Annotated in this window: 11 protein-coding genes and 3 rRNA genes; 6 read left to right on the plus strand and 8 right to left on the minus strand. The window is 70.0% G+C overall.

Going from position 1 to position 25,725, the window contains the following annotated elements:
- The first annotated feature begins 19 nt into the window (after nucleotides 1-19).
- Both OG521_18930 and OG521_18935 read left to right on the plus strand, forming a co-directional pair.
- Entirely contained in the window at nucleotides 20-1,279 is a 1,260-nt protein-coding gene (locus tag OG521_18930; GenBank protein ID WUW22761.1) for a histidine kinase, read from the plus strand.
- Complete coding sequence (locus tag OG521_18935; GenBank protein ID WUW22762.1) at nucleotides 1,276-1,941, plus strand: response regulator transcription factor; 666 nt, start codon at nucleotides 1,276-1,278, stop codon at nucleotides 1,939-1,941. The genes OG521_18930 and OG521_18935 overlap by 4 nt, the downstream gene beginning before the upstream one ends.
- A gap of 84 nt (nucleotides 1,942-2,025) precedes the next feature.
- On the opposite strand, the gene rrf is transcribed toward OG521_18935, so the two are convergent.
- The 4 genes from rrf to OG521_18955 form a co-directional block, all read right to left on the minus strand.
- Nucleotides 2,026-2,142, minus strand: a 5S ribosomal RNA gene (gene rrf, locus OG521_18940).
- A 79-nt stretch (nucleotides 2,143-2,221) separates the two neighbouring features.
- Nucleotides 2,222-5,346 (minus strand): 23S ribosomal RNA (locus OG521_18945).
- A 298-nt stretch (nucleotides 5,347-5,644) separates the two neighbouring features.
- Nucleotides 5,645-7,170 (minus strand): 16S ribosomal RNA (locus OG521_18950).
- Together the 16S, 23S and 5S rRNA genes form the textbook arrangement of a ribosomal RNA operon.
- A 691-nt stretch (nucleotides 7,171-7,861) precedes the next feature.
- Nucleotides 7,862-8,416, minus strand: a complete 555-nt coding sequence (locus OG521_18955) for a MarR family transcriptional regulator (protein ID WUW22763.1) — start codon at nucleotides 8,414-8,416, stop codon at nucleotides 7,862-7,864.
- Between the two features lie 147 nt (nucleotides 8,417-8,563).
- On the opposite strand from OG521_18955, the gene OG521_18960 reads away from it, so the two are divergent.
- Complete coding sequence (locus OG521_18960) at nucleotides 8,564-9,871, plus strand: MFS transporter (GenBank protein ID WUW22764.1); 1,308 nt, start codon at nucleotides 8,564-8,566, stop codon at nucleotides 9,869-9,871.
- Nucleotides 9,872-9,899: 28 nt separating this feature from the next.
- Here the strand turns inward: OG521_18960 and OG521_18965 are convergent, their stop codons facing one another.
- Entirely contained in the window at nucleotides 9,900-11,564 is a 1,665-nt protein-coding gene (locus OG521_18965; protein WUW22765.1) for a SpoIIE family protein phosphatase, read from the minus strand.
- 192 nt (nucleotides 11,565-11,756) lie between these two features.
- Complete coding sequence (locus tag OG521_18970; GenBank protein ID WUW22766.1) at nucleotides 11,757-13,073, minus strand: NAD(P)/FAD-dependent oxidoreductase; 1,317 nt, start codon at nucleotides 13,071-13,073, stop codon at nucleotides 11,757-11,759.
- A gap of 419 nt (nucleotides 13,074-13,492) precedes the next feature.
- Here OG521_18970 and OG521_18975 point away from each other — a divergent pair, with 419 nt between their 5' ends.
- Both OG521_18975 and OG521_18980 read left to right on the plus strand, forming a co-directional pair.
- Nucleotides 13,493-14,383 (plus strand): TetR/AcrR family transcriptional regulator, encoded by an 891-nt coding sequence (locus tag OG521_18975; protein ID WUW22767.1) that lies wholly within the window; start codon nucleotides 13,493-13,495, stop codon nucleotides 14,381-14,383.
- 435 nt (nucleotides 14,384-14,818) lie between these two features.
- Nucleotides 14,819-16,885 (plus strand): sigma-70 family RNA polymerase sigma factor, encoded by a 2,067-nt coding sequence (locus tag OG521_18980; protein ID WUW22768.1) that lies wholly within the window; start codon nucleotides 14,819-14,821, stop codon nucleotides 16,883-16,885.
- A gap of 45 nt (nucleotides 16,886-16,930) precedes the next feature.
- Here the strand turns inward: OG521_18980 and OG521_18985 are convergent, their stop codons facing one another.
- Both OG521_18985 and OG521_18990 read right to left on the minus strand, forming a co-directional pair.
- Complete coding sequence (locus OG521_18985; protein WUW22769.1) at nucleotides 16,931-20,293, minus strand: AAA family ATPase; 3,363 nt, start codon at nucleotides 20,291-20,293, stop codon at nucleotides 16,931-16,933.
- Between the two features lie 131 nt (nucleotides 20,294-20,424).
- Nucleotides 20,425-22,536, minus strand: a complete 2,112-nt coding sequence (locus OG521_18990; GenBank protein WUW22770.1) for an asparagine synthase-related protein — start codon at nucleotides 22,534-22,536, stop codon at nucleotides 20,425-20,427.
- Nucleotides 22,537-23,919: 1,383 nt separating this feature from the next.
- On the opposite strand from OG521_18990, the gene OG521_18995 reads away from it, so the two are divergent.
- Nucleotides 23,920-25,623, plus strand: coding sequence for a sporulation protein (locus OG521_18995; protein ID WUW22771.1), 1,704 nt, complete (start codon nucleotides 23,920-23,922; stop codon nucleotides 25,621-25,623).
- Nucleotides 25,624-25,725: the final 102 nt, after the last annotated feature.

Genomic DNA, 25,725 nt, shown 5'->3' on the forward strand with positions numbered 1-25,725 from the left:
AAGCACAGGTGATGCACGGGTGACGGATCACGGCACGGGCCGCTCCACGACGGGCGCCTTCCCGCTCACCGGTCACATCCAGCGGCTGCTCCAGCGCGTCCGCGCGTACGACCGGCGCCGGCCGCTGGTCTGGGACGGGCTGCTGGCCACGTTCTGGGTGCTGTTCGCGGTCCTCGACGTCTCGTCGGGCGGCTGGCGCACGGTCGCCGTGGACCGGAGCGTGCCGGCGCCCCTGGTGCTCGTGATGAGCGTGGCGTTCTCCGCCCCGCTGCTGTGGCGCCGCAGTCATCCGCTGGCCGTGCTGGTGTTCATGGCCCCGTTCTCCCTGGTCAACGTCTGGACGGGGGCGGTCATCCAGGCCGCCTTCCTCCAGGAGATCGTCGTCTTCAACATCGCGCTCCGGCAGCCGATGCGCACCCTGGCGTGGTCGGGCGGCATCGTGCTCGCCCCGCTGGTGATCGGCGCGGGTCACTTCCCGGACGACTGGAACCGCCTCTTCGTCCCGCATCTGTACGCGTTGGCGTTCGCGTCCCTGGTCGGCATCGTGGTGCGTACGCGCAAGGAGTACACGGAGGCCCTCGTCGACCGGGCGAACCGGCTCGAACTCGAACGCGACCAGCAGGCCCGGCTCGCGGCCGCCGCCGAACGGACCCGGATCGCCCGGGAGATGCACGACATCATCGGCCACAACCTCTCCGTGATCACGGGCCTCGCGGACGGCGGCGCCTACGCCGCGGCCAAGAGCCCGGAACGGGCCGCCCAGGCCCTGGACGCCATCGGCACCACCAGCCGCCAGGCCCTCGCCGAGCTCCGCCGCCTGCTGGGCGTCCTGCGGGACGCTCCGGACCGGGCCGACCGCACCCCGCAGCCCACGCTCGACGACATAGACGCCCTGCTCACCGGTGTACGTGCCGCCGGGCTGCCCGTACGCCTGCACCGCCACGGCACACCGCCGGCCGTCCCGCCCACCGCCGGACGGCAGCTGACGGTCTACCGGGTGGTGCAGGAGGCGCTGACGAACACCCTGAAGCACGCGGCCACGGTTCCGTCCCTGGCGGCGGAGGTCACGCTGACCTACCGTGCGACGGAGTTGGAGGTCCTGATCACCGACAACGGCACCCGCCGCCCCGGGACCGGGGCGCCGGACGGCACCGGCCAGGGCATCACGGGCATGCGCGAGCGCGCTTCCCTGTACGACGGCACACTCGAAGCCGGCCGGTCCGTCACCACGGGCTGGCAGGTCCGGCTCCTACTCCCCCTGGAGGACTCCCTCTCGTGACGACCGTGCTGATCGCGGACGACCAGGCCATGCAGCGCTTCGGTTTCCGCATGCTGCTGGAGAGCCAGGACGACATGACGGTCGTCGGCGAGGCCGCCACCGGCCACGAGGCGCTCCAACTCGTCGCCCGGCACCAGCCGGACGTCGCCCTGATGGACATCCGCATGCCCTTGCTCGACGGCATCGAGGCCACCCGCCGCATCATCAGGACGGGCTCCCGCACCCGCGTCCTCATCGTCACCACGTTCGACCTGGACCGCTACGCGTACGACGGTCTGCGCGCCGGAGCCAGCGGCTTCCTGATCAAGGACGCGCTGCCGGAGGAGCTCCTCTCCGGGGTACGGGCGGTGGCCAGCGGCGACGCGGTGGTCGCCCCGAGCCTGACCCGCCGTCTCCTGGACGCGTACGTACAGCACTTGCCGGCCGTTCCCGGCGGACCCGCGACCCCGGACGCCCGGATCGCGAAGCTCACCGACCGGGAGAGAGAGATCCTCACCGTCATCGGCCGCGGCTGGACCAACTCGGAGATCGCCGAACGTCTCCACCTGGCCGAGTCGACCGTGAAGACCCATGTCTCGCGCATTCTCGCGAAGACCGGCGCCCGGGACCGCGTCCAGGCGGTCATCCTGGCGTACGACACCCACCTGGTGACTGCCGGCTGAAAGGCCCTGCACACAGAGTAAGGACCCGTAAACGCGGAAAAGCCCCGTGCCACAAGGGCACGGGGCTCAACCATTTTAAAAGGAGTTCGGCGGCGTCCTACTCTCCCACAGGGTCCCCCCTGCAGTACCATCGGCGCTGAAAGGCTTAGCTTCCGGGTTCGGAATGTAACCGGGCGTTTCCCTAACGCAATGACCACCGAAACACTATGAAATTAACCAACACCGGAACAAAACACGGCCGTTCGTTATTTCAGAACTAACACAGTGGACGCGAGCAACTGAGGACAAGCCCTCGGCCTATTAGTACCAGTCAGCTCCACCCGTTACCGGGCTTCCACATCTGGCCTATCAACCCAGTCGTCTACTGGGAGCCTTAACCAATCAAGTTGGTGGGAATACTCATCTCGAAGCAGGCTTCCCGCTTAGATGCTTTCAGCGGTTATCCTTTCCGAACGTAGCCAACCAGCCATGCCCTTGGCAGGACAACTGGCACACCAGAGGTTCGTCCGTCCCGGTCCTCTCGTACTAGGGACAGCCCTTCTCAATATTCCTACGCGCACAGCGGATAGGGACCGAACTGTCTCACGACGTTCTAAACCCAGCTCGCGTACCGCTTTAATGGGCGAACAGCCCAACCCTTGGGACCGACTCCAGCCCCAGGATGCGACGAGCCGACATCGAGGTGCCAAACCATCCCGTCGATATGGACTCTTGGGGAAGATCAGCCTGTTATCCCCGGGGTACCTTTTATCCGTTGAGCGACAGCGCTTCCACAAGCCACTGCCGGATCACTAGTCCCGACTTTCGTCCCTGCTCGACCCGTCGGTCTCACAGTCAAGCTCCCTTGTGCACTTACACTCAACACCTGATTGCCAACCAGGCTGAGGGAACCTTTGGGCGCCTCCGTTACTCTTTAGGAGGCAACCGCCCCAGTTAAACTACCCATCAGACACTGTCCCTGATCCGGATCACGGACCCAGGTTAGACATCCAGCACGACCAGAGTGGTATTTCAACGACGACTCCACAACCACTGGCGTGGCCGCTTCAAAGTCTCCCACCTATCCTACACAAGCCGAACCGAACACCAATATCAAACTATAGTAAAGGTCCCGGGGTCTTTCCGTCCTGCTGCGCGAAACGAGCATCTTTACTCGTAGTGCAATTTCACCGGGCCTATGGTTGAGACAGTCGAGAAGTCGTTACGCCATTCGTGCAGGTCGGAACTTACCCGACAAGGAATTTCGCTACCTTAGGATGGTTATAGTTACCACCGCCGTTTACTGGCGCTTAAGTTCTCAGCTTCGCCGACCCGAAAGTCAGCTAACCGGTCCCCTTAACGTTCCAGCACCGGGCAGGCGTCAGTCCGTATACATCGCCTTACGGCTTCGCACGGACCTGTGTTTTTAGTAAACAGTCGCTTCTCGCTGGTCTCTGCGGCCACCCCCAGCTCAGGAAGCAAGTTCCCTCACCAGTGATGGCCCCCCTTCTCCCGAAGTTACGGGGGCATTTTGCCGAGTTCCTTAACCATAGTTCACCCGAACGCCTCGGTATTCTCTACCTGACTACCTGAGTCGGTTTAGGGTACGGGCCGCCATGAAACTCGCTAGAGGCTTTTCTCGACAGCATAGGATCATCCACTTCACCACAATCGGCTCGGCATCAGGTCTCAGCCTTAATGTGTGACGGATTTACCTACCACACGGCCTACACCCTTACCCCGGGACTACCACCGCCCGGGCTGGACTACCTTCCTGCGTCACCCCATCGCTTACCTAGTACAAGTCTGGTTCGTCGGCTCCACCACTACCCTCAACTCCGAAGAGATCGGGCCGGCTTCACGGACTTAGCATCGCCTGATTCAGTATTGGGCGTTTCAAAGCGGGTACCGGAATATCAACCGGTTGTCCATCGACTACGCCTGTCGGCCTCGCCTTAGGTCCCGACTTACCCTGGGCAGATCAGCTTGACCCAGGAACCCTTAGTCAATCGGCGCACACGTTTCTCACGTGTGTATCGCTACTCATGCCTGCATTCTCACTCGTGAACCGTCCACAACTCGCTTCCGCGGCTGCTTCACCCGGCACACGACGCTCCCCTACCCATCCATACTCCCGTTGGGGATATGTGTATGAATGACACGACTTCGGCGGTACGCTTGAGCCCCGCTACATTGTCGGCGCGGAATCACTTGACCAGTGAGCTATTACGCACTCTTTCAAGGGTGGCTGCTTCTAAGCCAACCTCCTGGTTGTCTCTGCGACTCCACATCCTTTCCCACTTAGCGTACGCTTAGGGGCCTTAGTCGATGCTCTGGGCTGTTTCCCTCTCGACCATGGAGCTTATCCCCCACAGTCTCACTGCCGTGCTCTCACTTACCGGCATTCGGAGTTTGGCTAAGGTCAGTAACCCGGTAGGGCCCATCGCCTATCCAGTGCTCTACCTCCGGCAAGAAACACACGACGCTGCACCTAAATGCATTTCGGGGAGAACCAGCTATCACGGAGTTTGATTGGCCTTTCACCCCTAACCACAGGTCATCCCCCAGGTTTTCAACCCTGGTGGGTTCGGTCCTCCACGAAGTCTTACCTCCGCTTCAACCTGCCCATGGCTAGATCACTCCGCTTCGGGTCTTGAGCGCGCTACTAAATCGCCCTATTCGGACTCGCTTTCGCTACGGCTTCCCCACACGGGTTAACCTCGCAACACACCGCAAACTCGCAGGCTCATTCTTCAAAAGGCACGCAGTCACGACGCACCGAGTAAACTCGATGCGCGACGCTCCCACGGCTTGTAGGCACACGGTTTCAGGTACTATTTCACTCCGCTCCCGCGGTACTTTTCACCATTCCCTCACGGTACTATCCGCTATCGGTCACCAGGGAATATTTAGGCTTAACGGGTGGTCCCGCCAGATTCACACGGGATTTCTCGGGCCCCGTGCTACTTGGGTGTCTCTTAAACGAGCCGTTAATGTTTCAGCTACGGGGGTCTTACCCTCTACGCCGGACCTTTCGCATGTCCTTCGCCTACATCAACGGTTTCTGACTCGTCTCACAGCCGGCAGACTGTGAAAAAGAGATCCCACAACCCCGCATGCGCAACCCCTGCCGGGTATCACACGCATACGGTTTGGCCTGATCCAGTTTCGCTCGCCACTACTCCCGGAATCACGGTTGTTTTCTCTTCCTGAGGGTACTGAGATGTTTCACTTCCCCTCGTTCCCTCCACACTGCCTATGTGTTCAGCAGCGGGTGACAGCCCATGACGACTGCCGGGTTTCCCCATTCGGACACCCCCGGATCAAAGCTTGGTTGACAGCTCCCCGGGGCCTATCGTGGCCTCCCACGTCCTTCATCGGTTCCTGGTGCCAAGGCATCCACCGTGCGCCCTTAAAAACTTGGCCACAGATGCTCGCGTCCACTGTGCAGTTCTCAAACAACGACCAGCCACCCATCACCCCACCCTTACAGGCGAGTTCACTGGGGCCGGCAACCGAAGGACGACCTTTACGGCCGTACCTTCAGATACCCAACAGCGTGCCCGACACAGTCAACCCGTCTTCATGTTCCACGCCGAAGCAGTACTTACGAAAACCAGCCAACCGTGCCGAATAGTCAACGTTCCACCCATGAGCTGACCACCGTCGAACATTTGTCGACGTAGTGGCTCTGGATTCCTTGCGGAATCTAGATGCTCCTTAGAAAGGAGGTGATCCAGCCGCACCTTCCGGTACGGCTACCTTGTTACGACTTCGTCCCAATCGCCAGTCCCACCTTCGACAGCTCCCTCCCACAAGGGGTTGGGCCACCGGCTTCGGGTGTTACCGACTTTCGTGACGTGACGGGCGGTGTGTACAAGGCCCGGGAACGTATTCACCGCAGCAATGCTGATCTGCGATTACTAGCAACTCCGACTTCATGGGGTCGAGTTGCAGACCCCAATCCGAACTGAGACCGGCTTTTTGAGATTCGCTCCGCCTCGCGGCATCGCAGCTCATTGTACCGGCCATTGTAGCACGTGTGCAGCCCAAGACATAAGGGGCATGATGACTTGACGTCGTCCCCACCTTCCTCCGAGTTGACCCCGGCAGTCTCCTGTGAGTCCCCATCACCCCGAAGGGCATGCTGGCAACACAGAACAAGGGTTGCGCTCGTTGCGGGACTTAACCCAACATCTCACGACACGAGCTGACGACAGCCATGCACCACCTGTCACCCGACCACAAGGGGGGCCGTATCTCTACGGCTTTCCGGGCGATGTCAAGCCTTGGTAAGGTTCTTCGCGTTGCGTCGAATTAAGCCACATGCTCCGCTGCTTGTGCGGGCCCCCGTCAATTCCTTTGAGTTTTAGCCTTGCGGCCGTACTCCCCAGGCGGGGAACTTAATGCGTTAGCTGCGGCACCGACGACGTGGAATGTCGCCAACACCTAGTTCCCAACGTTTACGGCGTGGACTACCAGGGTATCTAATCCTGTTCGCTCCCCACGCTTTCGCTCCTCAGCGTCAGTAATGGCCCAGAGATCCGCCTTCGCCACCGGTGTTCCTCCTGATATCTGCGCATTTCACCGCTACACCAGGAATTCCGATCTCCCCTACCACACTCTAGCCTGCCCGTATCGACTGCAGACCCGGGGTTAAGCCCCGGGCTTTCACAACCGACGCAACAAGCCGCCTACGAGCTCTTTACGCCCAATAATTCCGGACAACGCTTGCGCCCTACGTATTACCGCGGCTGCTGGCACGTAGTTAGCCGGCGCTTCTTCTGCAGGTACCGTCACTTTCGCTTCTTCCCTGCTGAAAGAGGTTTACAACCCGAAGGCCGTCATCCCTCACGCGGCGTCGCTGCATCAGGCTTTCGCCCATTGTGCAATATTCCCCACTGCTGCCTCCCGTAGGAGTCTGGGCCGTGTCTCAGTCCCAGTGTGGCCGGTCGCCCTCTCAGGCCGGCTACCCGTCGTCGCCTTGGTAGGCCATTACCCCACCAACTAGCTGATAGGCCGCGGGCTCATCCTTCACCGCCGGAGCTTTTAACCTTCCCCCATGAGAGAGAAAGTATTATCCGGTATTAGACCCCGTTTCCAGGGCTTGTCCCAGAGTGAAGGGCAGATTGCCCACGTGTTACTCACCCGTTCGCCACTAATCCACCCCGAAGGGCTTCATCGTTCGACTTGCATGTGTTAAGCACGCCGCCAGCGTTCGTCCTGAGCCAGGATCAAACTCTCCGTGAATGTTTTCCCGTAATCGGGTAGACACACACGAGAGCGGAACGGTCAGGTCGGAATAAGACCGACCGTTCACTGTGTCCTCGCTGTGTTCATTGCCTACCAGGCCGGTAAAGGCCTGTTAGGACTTTCAAAGGAACCTCGAACCTGCCGAAGCAGGTCGGGGTATCAACATATCTGGCGTTGACTTTTGGCACGCTGTTGAGTTCTCAAGGAACGGACGCTTCCTTTGTACTCACCCTCTCGGGCTTTCCTCCGGGCGCTTCCCTTCGGTCTTGCGTTTCCGACTCTATCAGACTCTTTCGTGTCCGATTCCCGGTCGAAGCGGGCCTCGCATTTTCCGCTTTCCAGTTCTTCGCTTTCGCGTTTCCCTTTCCGGCGAGTCCGACTCTATCAGATCCTTTCGGGCCTGATTCCCAGTCAGTGGGGCTTGTCTTCCCGGCTGTTGGGCCGTTCCGACGTCCAAAACTCTAGCGGATTCTTCCGGCGACTCATAATCGAGTCATCGAAATCAATTTCGGCACGCCGAAATTCTCCCGAGTGGGAGATCGTGCTGAGAGTTGGTTGCCGCATGAGCGGCGTGATCGGTTGTCGGTGAACCGTTCCGGCTCCGTGACAACTCGAAGAACCTTACGGATCGCCCAAGGGTGTGTCAACCCCTCCTCGGCCCTGCCGAGCGGTGCGGCTCCGGTCGGGCTCAGTCCAGGTCCTTGAGGCGGCCGCCGGCGTCCGGCTGGGCGTGCTCCACCCGGCGCAGGAGACGGATCAGCATCTCGCCGAGGGCGCCGCGCTCGTCGCCCGAGAGGTCCTGGAGCAGCTCCTCCTCGAAGTCCGAGGCCATGCGCATCGCCTCCAGCCACTTCGTACGGCCCTCGTCCGTCAGCTCGACGATGACGCGCACCCGGTTGTTCTCGTCCCGGTCGCGGGTCACCAGGCCCTCGCCCGCCATGCGGTCGATGCGGTGCGTCATCGCTGCCGGGGTGAGACCGAGCCGCTTGGCCAGTTCGCCCGGGCCCAGCCGGTACGGGGTGCCGGCCAGCACGAGGGTCTTGAGGACCTCCCATTCCGCGTTGCTGATGCCGAGGGCGGCGACCTGCCGTCCGTACGCCACGTTCATCCGGCGGTTCAGCCGGCCCAGGGCCGAGACGACCTGCTCGACCTGCGGGTCGAGGTCGCGGAACTCGCGTTGATAGGCGGCGATCTGCTCGTCGAGGCTCGGTTCCTGGAGTCCGGGCTCGGTGGTGTCAGGCATGGCGCGCAGTATGGCACGCCGCCCACAGCCGTCGAAGTCCTTCAGGCTGTATTGTTGAGCTTCTAACTTTAGTGCTAAAGTCTTCGGGTTCGAGTCGTTCGATGACGTGGTTTCGAGACCTTGAGGTAGGTGAGTGTGACCAGGGAAATGGGTGCAGCACTGCGGCGGATCCAGCTGGGGAGCGCGCTGAGCGCGTTCGGGCTGGGGTTCACCGTTCCGTATCTGTACGTCTACGTGGCGCAGGTACGGGATCTGGGTGCCGGTACGGCGGGAGTCGTACTGGCGGTCTTCGCCATGGCAGCGCTCGCCGTCCTACCGTTCACCGGCCGGGCCATCGACCGTCGCGGGCCACTGCCCGTACTGATCGTCGCCTCGGTCGTCGCCTCCCTGGGCGCTGCCGCACTGGGCTTCTCCTCGCAGGTCACCGCGTCCGTCCTGTCGGCGGCCGTGCTCGGCGCGGGTACCGCCGTCATGCAGCCGGCCCTCGCCACGATGCTGGTCCGCTGCTCCGACACCAGCACCCGTACGCGGGCCTTCGCGATGCAGTTCTTCCTGCAGAACCTGGGGCTCGGCATCGGCGGCCTCGTCGGCGGACAGATCGTCGACACGAGCCGGCCGGCGTCCTTCACGCTGCTGTTCCTGATCGAAGCGGTGATGTTCCTCGTGCTCGGCGCCATCACGGCGACCGTGCGGATGCCGTGTACCGCCGCTGTCGTGACGGAGACGGCGGCCGACGGGTCCGCGCCGCGCGGCGGGCTGCGGGTGCTGCTCTCGCACCGGGCCATGGTGCAGCTGTGCGTGCTGGGCTTCGTGGTGTTCTTCGCCTGCTACGGACAGTTCGAGTCCGGCCTCGCGGCGTACGGCACCGAGGCCGCCGGCATCCAGCCCTCGACGCTCGGGATCGCGCTGGCCGCCAACACCGCCGTCATCGTCGTGGCCCAGTTCGTGGTGCTGCGCCTGGTGGAGCGCCGCAAGCGCAGCCGGGTCATCGCCTCCGTCGGTCTGATCTGGGCGTTCGCCTGGATCGTGGCGGGCTACGCGGGCCTCGGGCACGGCAGCCAGACCATGGCGACCGCCGCGATGATCTCCACGTACGCGCTCTTCGGGCTCGGTGAGGCGATGCTGTCGCCGACCGTCGCCCCGCTGGTCGCGGATCTGGCGCCCGAGTCGATGGTCGGGCAGTACAACTCGGCGTTCGCGCTCTGCAAGCAGCTGGCGCTGGCGGTGGGTCCTGCCGTGGGCGGGCCGATGGGGGCCTCGCTGCACGGGCCGTACATCGTGACGTTCGTGCTGTTCTCGCTCGGCATCACGGTGCTGGCGCTGCGGCTCGGCCGGCGGCTCACCCCCGTACAGGACCAGCCCTCGCTCGCGGCGGTGCCGTCGCGGGTGGTGGCCGTGTCACTGCCGGAGCAGGCGCAGGGCGAGGTGCCGGCCCCGGTCGCCGTCGTTCACTGACGGACCGGGCCGGCCGGCCTGCGGGCCGCTACTGCGGCAGGGCGAACTCGCACCAGACCGCCTTGCCGCCGCCGGGCGTGCGGCGGCTGCCCCACGACGTCGCGATCGACGCGACGATGGAGATGCCCCGGCCCGCCTCGTCCCCTGGTTCGGCGCGGCGGCGGCGCGGCAGGTGGTCGTCGCCGTCGGTCACCTCGATGATCAGCCGGCGGTCGGTACGGCGCAGGCCCAGGCGCATCGGCGGTGTGCCGTGCTGCAGGGAGTTCGCCACCAGCTCGCCGGCCGCCAGGACACCCAGGTCGCACAGCTCGACCGGGAAGCGCCACGACGTCAGCACGCCCGTCGCGAAGGCGCGGGCGCGCGGGGCCGCCTCGATGCCGCCGAGCAGATCGAGCGAGGCGTTGTGGAAGAGCTCCGCGGTCGGGCCCGTGCGGGCGGGGTGCTGGACGACCAGCACCGCCACGTCGTCGTCGTGCTCCGCCGTGACGTTCAGGGAACGGATCAGACGGTCGCAGACCACCTGCGGTGAACCCTTCGCACCGGACAGCGCCCGCTCCAGCGCGGCCACGCCTTCGTCGATGTCCTCGCTGCGGCGCTCGACCAGGCCGTCCGTGTAGAGGACGGCGGTGGAGCCGGGCGGCAGGGCGATCGTGCCCGAGGTGTGGATCCAGCCGCCGGTGCCGAGCGGGGGGCCGGTCGGGTCCGCGGCGCGGTGGACCGCGCCGTCCTCGTCGCGCACGAGGATCGGGAGGTGGCCTGCGGAGGAGTAGACGAGCAGGCCCTCGTTGGGGTCGTGCACGGCGTAGGCGCAGGTGGCGATCTGGCTGGCGTCGATCTCGGCCGCCAGGCCGTCGAGCAGCTGGAGCACCTCGTGCGGGGGCAGGTCGAGCCGGGCGTAGGCGCGCACGGCCGTGCGCAGCTGGCCCATCACCGCGGCGGCGCGCACCCCGCGGCCCATCACGTCCCCGATGACCAGCGCGGTGCGGCCCGCGCCGAGGGTGATCACGTCGTACCAGTCGCCGCCGACCGCGGCGTCCGTGCCGCCCGGCTGGTAGGTGGCGGCGATCCGCAGGTCGTCGGGCTGTTCCAGCTCCTGCGGGAGCAGCGAGCGCTGGAGGGTGACGGCCGTCTCGCGGTGGCGGCTCTCGCTGGTGCGCAGCCGCTCGGCGGCCTCGGCGTGGTCGGTGACGTCGGCGGCGTACACGAGGACTCCGCCCTCGTGCCCCTTGTCCTGGTCGCGCCGCACGGGGGTGCAGGTGACGGTGTACGAGTTGCCGCTGCCGGCCTTGCGCGACTTGACCGTGCGGGGGGTGCCGCTGCGCAGGACCTGGTCCATCAGGGGGAGCAGGCTGAGCTCGGTCAGCTCGGGCATGGCCTCGGCGGCGGGGACGCCGGACGGGCGCGGGCCGAACGCCGCGGCGTAGGCGTCGTTGACGTACGCGATGCGGTGGTCGGGTCCGTGCACCAGGGCGACGAGAGCGGGGAGCTGGCCGAGGATGTCGCGGGCGGAGAGGTCCTCGAGGGCGGGCGCGGCGGGCCGGGCGCCGGGGCTTTCCGGATCGGCGTCCGGGGGGCCGGATCCGGTGGCGGCCTGTGCGTACTCGGCGCGGGCCGCGGGTACGGGACTGCGGTCGTCCCGGGCGGCTCGACGCTGCGTACCGGGTAGGCGGGCGCTCCAACGCGTGAAGTTCACGGAATTTCTGGCCTCGTGTGTCGGTCTGGTCCGCTCGGGCGGGCTGCTTCCTCTGCCGGGGCGTCACAAGTATGTAGTGGCGGTCTGGTTGCCCCTGGGACGGTGTTCGGTGGTCACTGTCGGTCGCTGCCGGCCGGGTCACTCTGTGCAGATGTGAGCCCACCTATGGTCACACGTCCAGTGTGTCGGACCCTACTGACAGTCGTCGTCGTCCGGCCGGGGCTGCCGGCCTGCGGCGATTTCGAATTCGGCCCTGGGGTGTTCCAGGGAGCCGAGGGAGACGATCTCCCGTTTGAAGAGTCCGGCGAGGGTCCACTCGGCCAGCACCCGGGCCTTGCGGTTGAACGTGGGGACGCGGCTCAGGTGGTACATGCGGTGCATCAGCCAGGCCGGGTATCCCTTGAGGCGGCGTCCGTAGACGTGGGCGACGCCCTTGTGGAGGCCGAGCGAGGCGACGGATCCCGCGTAGCTGTGGCGGTAGTCCGCGAGGGGGCGGCCGTCGAGCGCCGCGACAAGGTTGTCGGCGAGGACCTTGGCCTGGCGGACGGCGTGCTGTGCGTTGGGCGCGGTCTCCCTGCCCGGTTCGGCGGCGGTCAGGTCGGGGACGGCGGCGGCGTCACCGGCCGCCCAGGCGTGCTCGGTCCCCTCGACGGTGAGCCGTGGCGTGCAGACGAGCCTGCCGCGTTCGTTGCGGGGCAGGTCCGTGGCGGCGAGCAGCGGGGCGGGTTTGACGCCGGCTGTCCACACGAGCGTGCGGGTCGGGAAGCGGGAGCCGTCGCTGAGTACGGCGACCCGGTCCTCGCAGGACTCCAGCCGGGTGTCGAGGCGGACGTCGATGTTGCGGCCGCGCAGCTCCCGGACCGCGTACCGGCCCATCGACTCGCCGACCTCGGGGAGGATGCGCCCGGTGGCCTCGACGAGGATCCACTTCAGGTCCTCGGCCTTGATGTTGTGGTAGTACCGCGAGGTGTAGCGGGCCATGTCCTCCAGCTCGGCGAGCGCCTCCACTCCCGCGTAGCCGCCGCCGACGAAGACGAAGGTGAGGGCGGCGTCTCGGATCGCGGGGTCGCGGGTGGCGGAGGCGATGTCCATCTGCTCGATGACGTGGTTGCGCAGGCCGATGGCCTCCTCGATGGTCTTGAAGCCGACGCCGTGCTCGGCGAGGCCGGGGACCGGGAGGGTGCGCGAGACGGAGCCGGGGGCGAGGACGAGTTCGTCGTACGGGATCTCCACGGCGCCGGTGCCGTCCTCGCCCGTGGCGAGGGTGGTGACCGTGGCGGTGCGCTTGGCGTGGTCGATGCTCCGGGCCTCGCCGATGACGATCGTGCAGTGGGGCAGGACGCGGCGCAGCGGCACGACGACATGGCGCGGTGAGATCGAACCGGCGGCGGCTTCGGGAAGGAACGGCTGATACGTCATATAGGGGTCGGGGGTGACGACGACGATCTCCGTCTCACCGCCTCTCAGCCGCTGCTTCAGCTTCCGTTGGAGACGCAGTGCGGTGTACATCCCGACATAGCCCCCACCGACGACGAGAATGCGCACACCCGGCGGGGGGCCGGGGGGTGTTCCCCCGGAATCTGAAGCCATCACCACCCCATGACGCAACGTGCACAGGAGTTTGTCCACAGCCCCGGCAAATTGTGTGACCGGAGGTTCCGCACGGGCCGGTGCCGCGGATCGACCCGGTTGTACGGAAGTCCCGCAGGTCAGGGGTTACGGGGAGGGATACGGGCGGGGGCCCAATCGGTGACCAACCGGTCCTTGCTCCGATCAGGGGGCGCTCCGGACGGACTGCCCCCTTCTGAATTGACCCGGGCTCAACTATGTTCGTGTGTCGTCGGGGTGTCGGACGGTGACCAACGGTCCACCCTCGACTGACACGGCGGGAGTCTCCGGGGGGAGACGTCATAACCGGGGGAACAGTTATGCATATTCAGGAATCGCATTGGCCGACTGCTGCGGTCGCGCCCGAAGGAAACGGGCGAATCGGGGCAGTCGGCACAGTGAGCGGGGTCGGGTCGGGCGCGACCGCCGCATCGACGGGAACAGTGAGCACGCTGGGGGCCGCGCTCGGCTCGGCCTCAGGTGCCCACAACCGCTCGGCGCCGTTGCGCGTGGACGCGCAGCGCAATCTGGAGCACGTGCTGCGTGCCGCCCGCGAGGTGTTCGGCGAGCTGGGATACGGCGCTCCGATGGAGGACGTGGCACGCCGTGCACGGGTCGGCGTCGGCACGGTGTACCGGCGCTTCCCCAGCAAGGACGTGCTGGTGCGCCGGATAGCCGAGGAGGAGACCGCCCGCCTGACCGACCAGGCCCGGTCCGCGCTCGGGCAGGAGGACGAGCCGTGGTCGGCGCTGTCGCGCTTCCTGCGGACCTCGGTGGCCTCGGGCGCGGGACGGCTGCTGCCTCCGCAGATACTGCGGGTCGGGGTGGATGTCGACGACTCGACGGTGGTCGGCGAAGCGGGCGAGGTACGGACGCCGGCGGCGCCGCAGGACACGCGGGACGAAACCCGGGTGCCCCAGCAGCGCCAGGAGACCGGCCAGGCCGGGCTGCGGGCGGCCGAGCGCCGCGCCGCACCGGAGGACGAGGCCGTTGACCTCGGCGCGGGCGCGGCCGAACTGCTGGAGGTCGTGGGCCGGCTGGTCGAGCGGGCGCGGACATCCGGTGAGCTGCGCCGCGATGTGACGGTGGCCGATGTGCTGCTGGTCATCGCGACGGCGGCACCCTCGCTGCCGGACGCGGCTCAGCAGGCGGCCGCTTCGGCCCGGCTGCTGGACATCCTGCTGGAGGGCCTGCGCTCGCGGCCCGCGTAGGGGTGCGGCGCACCGTTGCGGAGTGCGGTCCGGTGGGGCGCGGTGCGCAGTGCGGTCAGGTAGGGCGCGGTGCGCAGGGCGGACCGATGTGGTGCGTGCGTTGCGCAGTGCTGGCCGGTGCCGAGACGCTCGGGCCGGTGCGGTGATGCTCGGGCCGGTGCGGTGATGGCCGTCCGGCCCGGGAGCGTCGCGGCGTCCGGCCGGGCTGCCCCACCCTGTCCGGGCAGGGCACTTGTGGTGCTCTCGGTGCGTTCCGCCCCAACTGTCCCGTCAGCACATCCTGTTACTCCTTCCCCGAATGGGTCGTCGTTAGAGCTCACATTCGGGAAAACGCCCCGGATGAGTGGTTGGCTAGGCTGAGGGTTCGCCGCTCCCGCCCGCTGTGGCACGCTTGCCCGGTGTTCGGGTCCGACAGCGCATACGGGGGCGACCGCGATGAGCGGTGACGGGCAGCAGGAAGAGTCGCTCGACGGCGCCGTCGCCGCGGGCGGCGGCACGGAGACGGGCGGGCTGCCCGGCCAACAGGTGCCGAGCCAGGCCCGACCGCGCCGGTCCGACGCCGAGGACGACAACGAGGGCGGCACCGTCCTGCCCGGGCCGTGGCCGCCCGCCCCCGTCGAGAACACGGCGGACACGGTGGACACGGCGAACTCTGCGGACAGGACCGGCAGGACCGACAGGACTGACACGGACGCGATCGATGCCGCCGCCGCGGCCGCCGTGCCGCAGCAGCGGGCGCCCGGCAGCGCGTCCGGCGTCGCCTCCTCCGGACTCGCGCCCGCCGACGCCCAGTTGATCCAGCAGATGCGGGACGGCGACGACCTGGCGTACGAGGAGCTGTTCCGGCGCCACTCCGACGCCGTGCGCCGCTATGCGCGCACCTGCTGCCGTGACGCGCACACCGCCGACGACCTGACGGCCGAGGTCTTCGCCAGGACACTGCAGGCCGTCCGGGGCGGCAAGGGCCCCGAGGAGGCCGTGCGGGCCTACCTGATGACGGCGGTTCGGCACGTGGCCGCGGCATGGACGAAGACCGCGAAGCGTGAGCAACTGGTCGACGACTTCGCGGTGTTCGCCGCCCAGGCGGCCCACTCCTCCGATATCTCGGACGCCGACACCCTCGATCTCGGCGCCGATGTGATGGCGATGCACGAGGCCGAGCAGTCGATGGCGATGCAGGCCTTCCGCAGCCTCCCCGAGCGCTGGCAGGCCGTCCTGTGGCACACCACCGTCGAGGAGGAGTCGCCCAGCGACATCGCCCCGCTCTTCGGACTGACCGCCAACGCCACGTCCGTCCTGGCCAGTCGCGCCCGTGAAGGGCTCAAGCAGGCCTATCTGCAGGCCCATGTGAGCCAGGCGCTCACCTCGGGCGGCGACTGCGCACGCTACGCCGACCGGCTCGGCGCGTACGCCCGGGGCGGGCTGCGGATGCGGGCCGAGCGCGGGCTGCGCGGGCATCTGGACGAGTGCGCGAAGTGCCGGCTCGCCGCGGGCGAACTCGCCCATGTCAACGCCGGTATCCCCGCGCTGCTCCCGGTCGCGGTCATCGGCTGGTTCGCCGCCGGATACGCGCTCAAGGCCGCCGGGATCGTGGCGGGCGGCGCGGCCGGTGCCGCCGGTGCGGGGGCCGCGGCCGCCGCGACCGGCGGGGGCTCGTCCGCGGGCTCGGCCGGTGGCGCCGCCGCCTCCGAGGGGCTCGGTGCTCCGGCCAAGGCCGGTATCGCTGCGGCGGTCGCCGTCGCGGCCGCGGCCGGACTCGTATGGGCGCTCGTCGGGGACGAACAGCCGCGCCCGGAGGCGAAGCCGGTCGCCAAGCCCCCGGCCGTGGCGCCCGCGGTGCCGAGCCCCGCACCGCCGAAGCCGAAACCGAAGCCGACTCCCCCCGCGCCCGCTCCGCCGGCTCCCACGCCGCCGAAGCCCACACCCACGCCCACACCCACGCCGACCCCCACCCCGACACCCACCCCCACCCCGCCCCCGAAGCCCACACCGAAGCCGACGCCGCCTCCGTCACCACCTCCGGCGCCGCCGGCCCCGACTCCCCCGCCGCCGCCCGCACCTGCGCCGGAGGTGTACCAGGTCAGCGAGCTGGACTACACCCTGCTCGGCGACCACACCGGCCCCGAGGTGGTGCTCGGCGAGAGCAGCTGGGTCTGGCAGCGCTCCGGCATGTCGATCGGCGGCACGCGGTACGCGCACGGGGTGACCGTCCACAGCCGGTCATCGGTGATCATCCAGCTGAACCGCCGGTGCAGCCGCTACGAGGCGATGGTCGGCGTCGACGACCTGACGATGGGGCTCGGCTCGGTGCGCTTCTCGGTGTTCAACGGCGACGGGGCGCGGCTGTGGCAGTCCCCCGTGATGAAGGGTGACGACCCGGCCGTTCCGGTGAGTGTCGGCATCGAGGGGCAGGAGCGGATCCGGCTCGTCGTGGAGCCGACGGGCCCGTTCGGCGGGGTCGCCCTCGCCGACTGGGCCGAATCACGGATCAGCTGCCGCTGACCGGGCGGGAGCCGCCCGGTGCGCCTCCCACCGTGCTCCTCCGGCTCACGGGAGGTCCGCGGTGACGCTCTCCATCAGCGCGGTGACGTCATCGAGGCTCAGCTCGCGGCCCGCGGCGTGCTCCTCCTCGTACCGCAGTTCGCCCAGTTCCTTGCGGGCCAGCCGCTCGGCGGCGTCCACCTCGGACTGCTCCATGGCGGACCTGGGCCCGGAGAGCCGCCAGGTGTCGGCGGCGGCGAGGATCCGTACGGCTTCCGCGTGCCGGCCGATCCTCGGCAGCGCGACTCCCGCGCTGTCCGCCAGATACCCCGTGACGTTCTCGGCGCACTGCGCCTCCTTCGCCAGGACCAGGGCGGCCGTCAGCCCTCGCACCCCGACGGCCGGGCCGCCCGCGGGCCCGGCCTCGTGTATCGCGATCCGGGCCGAGAGGCCTTCCTGGATGACGGTGAAGTGCGAGGCCGGGCCGCCGCGCCCGTTCGCCTCCTGGGCGGACGTGAGCTGCCGGCGGGCGGTCACCGCATCGCCCCGGTCGAGCGCCATGAGGGCCCGCAGGTAGTGGACGTACGAAGTCGCGTCGTGCGTCCGGTGCCGTTCCGCCTCGGTCTCCGAGCGGTCCAGGCCCTCCTCGGCGGCGGCCAGGTCGCCGGTGCGGTAGGCGAGTTCGGCGAGCCGGGCCAGCAGGAACGGGGCCTCGGCATGGGCCCCCACCTCGCGGGCGAGCAGCAGCGCCTCCTCGTAGTCGGCGCGCGCCTCCTCGTACCGTCCGCGCATCATGCCCGCCTCGGCCGCCGCGCTCGCGACCTGGGCGCGCATCCAGCGGTCGCCGACGCGGCGGCTCAGGACGCGCAGTTCGGCGAGGTCCTCGTCGACGCCGGGCATGCCGCCGGGCATGTCGACGACCATGTGCGTACGGAACATCAGGGCGACGCCGTACTCCCACGGGCCACCGTGGACACGGGCGTTGTCGACGGCCACGTCGATCTTCCGCCGCACGTCGGCCGTGGTCCAGGTGAGGAACGAGGTCATCGGCCAGAGCAGTCCGGGGAACCGGGCGCCCTGCGGCCCGGATTCGGCGAACGCCTCGGCGACGCGGCTCATGACCTCCTGGACCTGCTGGTCGTCCGGGCCCTCCTCGTCCCGGTCGGCGGGCCGGCTGTCCATCATGAGGAAGAACCGCACCATGTGCAGGTTCATCCGGGGCCAGTAGCGGGGGTCCGCGGGGTCCGCGGTTTCGGGGCCGAGGGCCAGGGTCCGGTCGGCCCAGGCGTGGCCCTCGGGGCGGTAGTTGCGCAGCCACCAGAACCAGGCCATGCCCAGCACCAGGCGCGCCGCGTCCGGTTCGCCGGTAGGGCCGGCGGTGGTGGTGCGCTGGAGGGCGGCCCTGATGTTGTCGAGGTCCGTCTCCAGGTGCTGGATCCACGGCAGTTGTTCACTGGAGCGCAGGAGGGGTTCAGCCTGCTCGACGAGTGCGGTGAAGTACGCGGTGTGGGCGCGGCCGGCGGCGGTCCGTATGTCCGGCGTCTCGGCGCAGCGCTCGGCGGCGTACTCATGGATGGTCTCCAGGAGGCGGTAGCGCATCGTGCCGTCCCCCGCCGGGGACGCGACGACCAGGGACTTGTCGACGAGGGCGCCGATCAGGTCCGCGGTGTCGGCCAGGACGGTGCCGCCGGTTTCCGCCGGTGCGCCGACGACGGCTTCGGCGGCGGCCAGATCCCAGCCGCCCGCGAAGACGGAGACCTGGCGCAGCGCGGTGCGTTCATCCTCGTCGAGCAGGTCCCAGGACCAGTCGACGACGGCCTGCAGGGTCTGCTGGCGGGGCAGCACGGTCCGGCTGCCACCCGTCAGCAGGCGGAAGCGGTCGTCGAGCCGGTCGGCGATCTGGCGCGGTCCGAGCAGCCGCAGCCGGGCGGCGGCCAGTTCGATCGCGAGCGGCAGCCCGTCCAGCCGGCGGCAGATCTCAGCGACGGCCTCGGGATCGTGCGCCGGCTCGTGTTCGGGGTCGAATCCGGGGCGTACGGCCCGGGCCCGTTCGGTGAAGAGACGCAGGGCGGGGTCGGCGGGGAGCGGGTCGACCGGCCGGACGGACTCGCCGGGGACGCCGAGCGGTTCGCGGCTGGTGGCGAGGACGCGCAGCTCGGGGCAGCGGGTCAGCAGCGTCTCGGCCAGTGCGGCGGCCGCGTCGATGACGTGCTCGCAGTTGTCGAGGATGAGGAGGACGGGCCGGGACCGGGAGCCGTGCGCGAGATGGTCGACGAGCAGGTCGACCGGGTCGGTGCGCGGCAGCGGACCGTCGTGGGTGCTGTCCCGCAGCAGGGCCGTCTCGCGCAGCCCGAGCGCGGAGAGTACGGCTCCGGGGACGGCGTCGGGGTCCTCCACCGGGGCGAGTTCGGCGAGCCAGATCTCGCGCGGGGCGGCGGCGGTGCGGTTCTCGTGGGCCGCGGACTCCTCGGCGAGGCGGGTCTTCCCCGAGCCGCCGGGGCCGGTGAGGGTGACCAGGCGGGACCGGGTCAGCTCGTCGCGGATGGCGTGCAGTTCGGGCTCGCGTCCGACGAACGAGGTGAGCCGGGGGCGGAGGTTGCCGCGCGCCGCCGGCGGTGCGCCGTCCGGAGCGGGCGGGACGGGCGCGGTGGGCGCGGGGCTGAGGAGCTCCTGGTGGAGCGTGGTCAGTTCGGGCCCGGGGTCGGTGCCGAGGCCGTCGGCGAGGGTGCGGCGCGCGTCCTCGTACGCCGCGAGGGCGTCGGCCTGTCTGCCGTCGGCGCGCAGGGCGCGGATGAGCTGGGCCCGGAAGCGCTCGTCGTACGGATGGGCGGCGGTCAGCTCCGTCAGCTCTGCGACGAGGGCGGCGGGGTCGGGGGCGGTGCTGGTGTCGCTGTCGGCGTCGGCCGGGGGCCTCCCGGTCGCTGCCGCCCAGCGCAGGTCGGCCTCGATCCGGCGCTCGCGGGCGGCCAGCCGGTGGGCCTCCGGTCTCAGGGCGTGGCCCCGGTCCCCGTCGGGCAGGTCGGCGAGCGCGGGACCGCGCCAGAGGGCGAGCGCCTCGCGCAGCGTACGCGCGGCCTCGGCCGGGGCGCCGGCCTCCAGCTCGGCCGTGCCCTGCCGGGCGAGCCGCTCGAACACGTACAGGTCGACGTCGTCCCGACCGGCGACGAGGCGGTAGCCGCCCGGGGTGCTGGCCAGCGCGTCCTTCCCGAGCACGCGGCGCAGCCGCCCGACGAGGGCCTGGAGCGCGGCGGGGGCGTCGGCCGGGGGTTCGTCGGCCCAGACGTCGTCCACGAGGTCGGTGACCGGCACCGGGCGGCCCGGGCGCAGGGCGAGGGCCGCGAGCAGGGCGCGCAGCCGCGTACCGCCGAGGGACAGCGCGTCGCCGCTCTCGTCTCGCGCCTCCGTGACGCCCAGGATCAGATACCGCACTCTGCCATTGTGTCCCGCCCCTCGGACAACGGTCACCGAACGCCTGTACCGGGCGCGGTCACCGGGCCGCGGGCACGGCCGGCATCGGATGCGGGCCCCGGATCACGGCCTCGGTGCACGGGCCGCGCGGGTCACCCCTGCAGCGACCGCCGGGCCGGAGCCACCCCGCCGGCGACCGCGCGCTGGCGCGGTGCCGCCGTGCCCGTCCAGCAGGTGCCGCGGCGCGAGACGAGGCGGCGCAGCCACAGCTCCGTGGAGGCGAGGTCGGCCAGGCCGTCCAGGGGGAGGGGCTCCCCCTCGGAGGCCGCGCGCAGGGCCTTGCGGACGACGCGGGCCTCGACCAGGCCCGCGTCGGCGAGCAGCGGGGCGTCGAAGAGGGCGATCAGTTCGGGCAGCGAGGCGCGCAGGCCGGTGCGCGTGACGGCGGTCGAGGTGGCCTGGGACGGGGTGCCCCAGCCGGGTGGCAGATCGTGGATGCCGGTGCCCGCCAGGACCCGGCGCAGGATCGCCGCCCGGGCGCCCGGCTGGACGCGCAGGGACTCGGGGAGCGCACGGGCGGCGCGTACCACCTGGTTGTCCAGGAAGGGCGCGTGCAGCCGCTGGCTGCGGATCTCGGCGGCCTGCTCCAGGATCCGGTGGTCGGCGGCCTGCCGGGCCAGCGAGGCCCTGGCCCGGGCCTCGCCGGGGCGCTGGACGGACGTGGGGCGGATTGCCGCCTCCTGGAGACGAACCGATACTTCAGCCAGCGCCTCCCCGGTCAGCCACCGGGCGGCCGGACCCGGCCGGGACCAGGCCAGTGCGGCGAGCGAGGCGTCGGCGGGGGTGTCGAGGTCGGGGGTGAGGCGGTTGGCGTCGGTCAGCCGGCCGGCCGCCGTTTCGAGACCGGTGCGGTAGGACGTACGGGCCAGCCGGCGGGCCGCCCGGTAGACGGTCAGCGGCACGAACAGGGAGTGCGCGGAGGGCCCTTCGGCCTTGGCGAGCGCGGCGACCGGGCGGACCAGATGGCGCCGTCTGCGGTCGATCAGCAGATCGGCGAGGCGCGCCGGATGGGCGTCGAGCACCTGCCGGGCACCGTCGCCGACGAAGTGGTCGGCGCTGCCCGCGGAGAGCCGGCGGCGGTGTCGTTCGACGAGGACGAGGGAGGGGGCCGGCTCGTCGGTGAGCGGGCCGTTCTCCAGATCGGCGTACGGCAGGGCCTCCTCGCCGGCGGCGACCACGACGTGGTGGAGCCTCGGATTGGCGGCGATGACGCGGGCCCGTTCGAGTTCGTCCTCGTGGGCGCGCGTCGTCAGGTCGTTGAAGGTGACGGCGAGCAGCCGCTCCCCCGCTCCCGTGCCGTGGCCCAGGAGCGTGCCGGGCAGACCGGGCAGGCCGGCGGCGAGCAGGGCGAGGGTCGCCGACGCGCTGCCCCCGGAGAGGTCGGAGCCGATGCCGGGGACGGGTGCGCCGCGGGCGGCGCGGCGTTCGGCCGGGCCCATGCCGGGCACCGGGCCGGGGTCGGGCGGCAGGGTCTCCGGGGCGTGGCGCGGGGCCAGGAGCCGGGCGCGCACCGCGTCGACCAGGGCGTCGCGCACCCCGTCGACGGCGCTCACCGGGTCGAGTTCGGGTGCGGCCACAGCGAGGGAGGCCACCGCCTCGTACCCCGTGATCTCCCGCGAACCCTCGCGGAGGATCAGCGCGTGCCCGGGCGGGATGCGCTTCACTCCCGTGTACGGGGTGCCGTCGCGCAGCGCCTCCGGGGTCTCGGGGCAGGCGAGCAGGGCGGCGAGGTGGCCGATGTCCAGCTGGGCCTCGATGAGGTCGGCGAGGGGGAGCGCGGCGGTGGCGTACGCCGTGCCGCCGGCCCAGGGCGTGTAGAAGACCGGGCGGGCACCGGCGAGGTCCCCGGTCACGGTGATCCGTCGCCCTATCTGCACGACGGCCGTGTAGCTGCCCGTCCACGCGGTGAGGTGGCGCAGCGCGCCACCGCGGGCGGCGAGCAGCCCGATGCGCAGCTGCTCGTCGGTGGCGCCGCAGCAGCCGAGTACGGCGAGCCGGGCGGTCGGGGTGCCCTCGGCGGTGTCCACCCGGACGGTGCGGATCTCGTCGGGGCGCCAGTCGCCGACCGCCCACAGCGGATCCGGGTCCCCCCACAGGAGTTGGGAACCCACGGGGTGCATCGTGCGCCCCTCGTCACTGCCGCCGACCGCTCCGACCGTGCCGAAGCTCGCGGCGATACTGCTCCAGCCCACCAACCAACGCATCGCCGCCTCCACAGGCTGTGGACAAATCGGCGCAGCAGGGCGGTATCGGGAGAACTCCGGTAACGCGTGGCGCCGTTGCGGACATGCTGCCACGACAACGGCGTGCAGGAGGGGCTACGGACGGCGCACGTCGCGAGCGCATGCGCCCCTGGCAAAGGCCGGAGAGCAGCCGCCGGACCCGGCGTTCGGCGTACGGCCCGCGCGCGTCGGCCCCGGCGTCAACGGAGCGTTGCATTCCGCGCGTTGCCTTCCCCGTACGCGCCCGGGCCGAACGGCCCCGATCCGGCCATGGCCGGCCACCCGTCCGGACGACCGCCGGGATGTCCGCGGATCCGTCGGCCCAACCGCACCCGACCGGCGACATCCGGCCAATCTCAGGAGCCGCGGGAACCGATCGACCTGGTCTTCGCGGCCGAATTCATCATTGTTCGCACCGGTTTGTTCCGGACCGCTGCGCGGCTGTGCCCGAGCCGCTGCCGGGCCCCTGCCGAGTGATCGGTGCGCGGGCTCCGAGCCGTGACAGGTCTCGGGCGGCGCCCCGGTCAGCGCCCCGCGGCCCGGCCCGGCGGACGGCCCGCGCGGGCTCGTCGCACGGTCCGGGAGGCGCAGTCCGCCCCCCGGACCGGTCCGCCGCCTGCGGGGAATGAGGCAGCGGTATTCCCCCAGCCCGCCGAGTCCAGTGCAGCGGGCCGACCCACGCAGCATCCATGCAAGCGCTGCCGTGGTGGCCGGGCCAGAGCGCACGGCCGGGCGCACGGCCACACGCCAGGAGCACGCGGAGACACCTCGGAAGGGGACCGCGGAGGGGGCCGCCGGGGCCGTGCGGACCGGGCGCCGGGACAGCCCCCGGCACCCGGGTCCTGGCAGGTCGACGGGCGGGCGGGACCCGGAACCGTACGGTCCGCGCACCCTCCGCACCGCCCCGCGCACCGGCACCGGGCCGGGCGCCGCACGGCCGGGCGCGGCCCGCTCCGGCGATCTCCCCGGGCCGGCCGGGGCAGGTCCGGCGGAGTCTCCCCCGGGCCTCCGCTCTTCCCCCGCTCTTCCTCCGCGTTTCCTCCCCCGCTCCTTCGCGCATCCTCCGCCTCCCGCTCACCCCACCCGCCCCGCGGGCCCCTCGCCCGCTCCGGCTCCCCGCTGTTCGCCGCGCGTGGCCGGGGACGGACAACAATCCCGCCATACGGACGTCTGCCCCTTAACGGTAGGGATGCGGCGAACTACGCTGGGTTTACTGATGTTCTCAGCAGGGCGGCATATTCCTCGGGGCTCGGCCAAATGCGTGTGCGGCCGGAGTGCCGGGGTTCGTCCCTGGGGAGAACACGGTACGAATGCCGCGCGCCTCCACGGTGACGCGGCTGCCGTCTGTGTGTCGAGGGGTGGCGCATGTCCAGGGAGCAACGCGGACCGAACGAGAAGCTCGGAACCGTTCTCGCCCTCGCGGGAATCAGCAACGCCGGGCTCGCCCGGCGGGTCAACGACCTCGGGGCGCAGCGCGGACTGACACTTCGGTACGACAAGACCTCGGTGGCCCGGTGGGTCTCCAAGGGCATGGTGCCGCAGGGCGCCGCGCCGCATCTCATCGCCGCGGCGATCGGGGCCAAGCTCGGCCGCCCGGTCCCCCTGCACGAGATCGGCCTGGCCGACGCCGACCCGGCGCCGGAGGTCGGGCTGGCGTTTCCGCGCGATGTGGGCGAGGCGGTCCGTTCGGCGACCGAGCTGTACCGGCTGGATCTGGCCGGACGGCGGGCCGGCAGCGGCGGGATCTGGCAGTCGCTGGCGGGTTCGTTCTCCGTGAGCGCGTACGCGACCCCCGCGTCCCGCTGGCTGATATCCCCTGCCGACCCGTCGGTGGCCCGTGCCTCGACGGCGGCTGAGGTGGCGGACCCCCAGCGGTACGGCACGCAGGGCGCACGGGGCGCGTCGGGGGCGCAACGGACATCGGGCGCTCCGGGAATCCTGCTCCCGTCCGGACCCCCGGGATCATCCGGATCGCCCGGTGCACCGGGGCAGCGGAACCCGTCGGGCTCCGCGCTCGTACCGGACACTTCGGGTCCCACGGCGGCGACCGGGCCGTCCGCGCCCGCCGGGCCCGGCACGGCAGCGGTTCCCGGGCACGGACTGTCGATCCCCGTCCAGCCGGGACCGGAGTCCGCCCACGACATCTCGTCGCTGCGGGTCGGCCACAGCGACGTGTCCAAGCTGCGCGAGGCCGCCCAGGACGCGCGCCGCTGGGACTCCAAGTACGGCGGCGGGGACTGGCGTTCGTCCATGGTCCCGGAGTGCTTACGCGTCGACGCGGCACCGCTGCTGCTCGGTTCGTACAGCGACGAGGTCGGCCGGGCGCTCTTCGGCGCGGCGGCCGAACTGACCAGACTCGCCGGGTGGATGGCCTTCGACACCGGCCAGCAGGAAGCCGCCCAGCGCTACTACATCCAGGCGCTGCGCCTGGCCCGGGCCGCCGCCGACGTGCCGCTCGGCGGCTATGTCCTCGCGTCCATGTCGCTGCAGGCGACCTACCGCGGCTTCGCCGACGAGGGCGTCGACCTCGCCCAGGCGGCGGTCGAGCGCAACCGCGGCCTCGCGACGGCCCGCACCATGAGCTTCTTCCGCCTGGTGGAAGCGCGGGCCCACGCCAAGGCCAACGACGCACCGGCCGCCGGAGCCGCGCTGAAGGCCGCCGAGGGGTGGCTGGAGCGCTCGCGGGACGGCGACGCGGACCCGTCGTGGCTGGGCTTCTACTCGTACGACCGGTTCGCGGCCGACGCCGCCGAGTGCCACCTCGACCTGAAGGCGCCGCGGCAGGTGCGGCGCTTCACCGAGCAGGCGCTGTCCCGGCCCACCGAGGAGTTCGTCCGCTCGCACGGGCTGCGGCTCGTCGTGTCGGCCGTCGCCGAGCTGGAGTCGGGGAACCTGGACGCGGCGTGCGCGGCGGGTACCCGGGCCGTGGAGGTGGCCGGCCGCATCTCGTCGGCCCGGACCACCGAGTACGTGCGCGACCTGCTGCACCGGCTGGAGCCCTACGGGGACGAGCCGCGCGTCGTCGAGCTGCGGGAGCGCGCCAGGCCGCTGCTCGTCGCGCCCGCGTAGCCGGAGGACGAGGCCCCGGCCGGGCCCCGCCGGGCCGGGACCGGGACGTGGCCGTGTCGTGGCCGGGATCCGCCACGCTGTGCCCGCACTGGTTTGAGCGCG

The organism is Streptomyces sp. NBC_01463 (assembly GCA_036227345.1).
Lineage (GTDB): Bacteria > Actinomycetota > Actinomycetes > Streptomycetales > Streptomycetaceae > Streptomyces.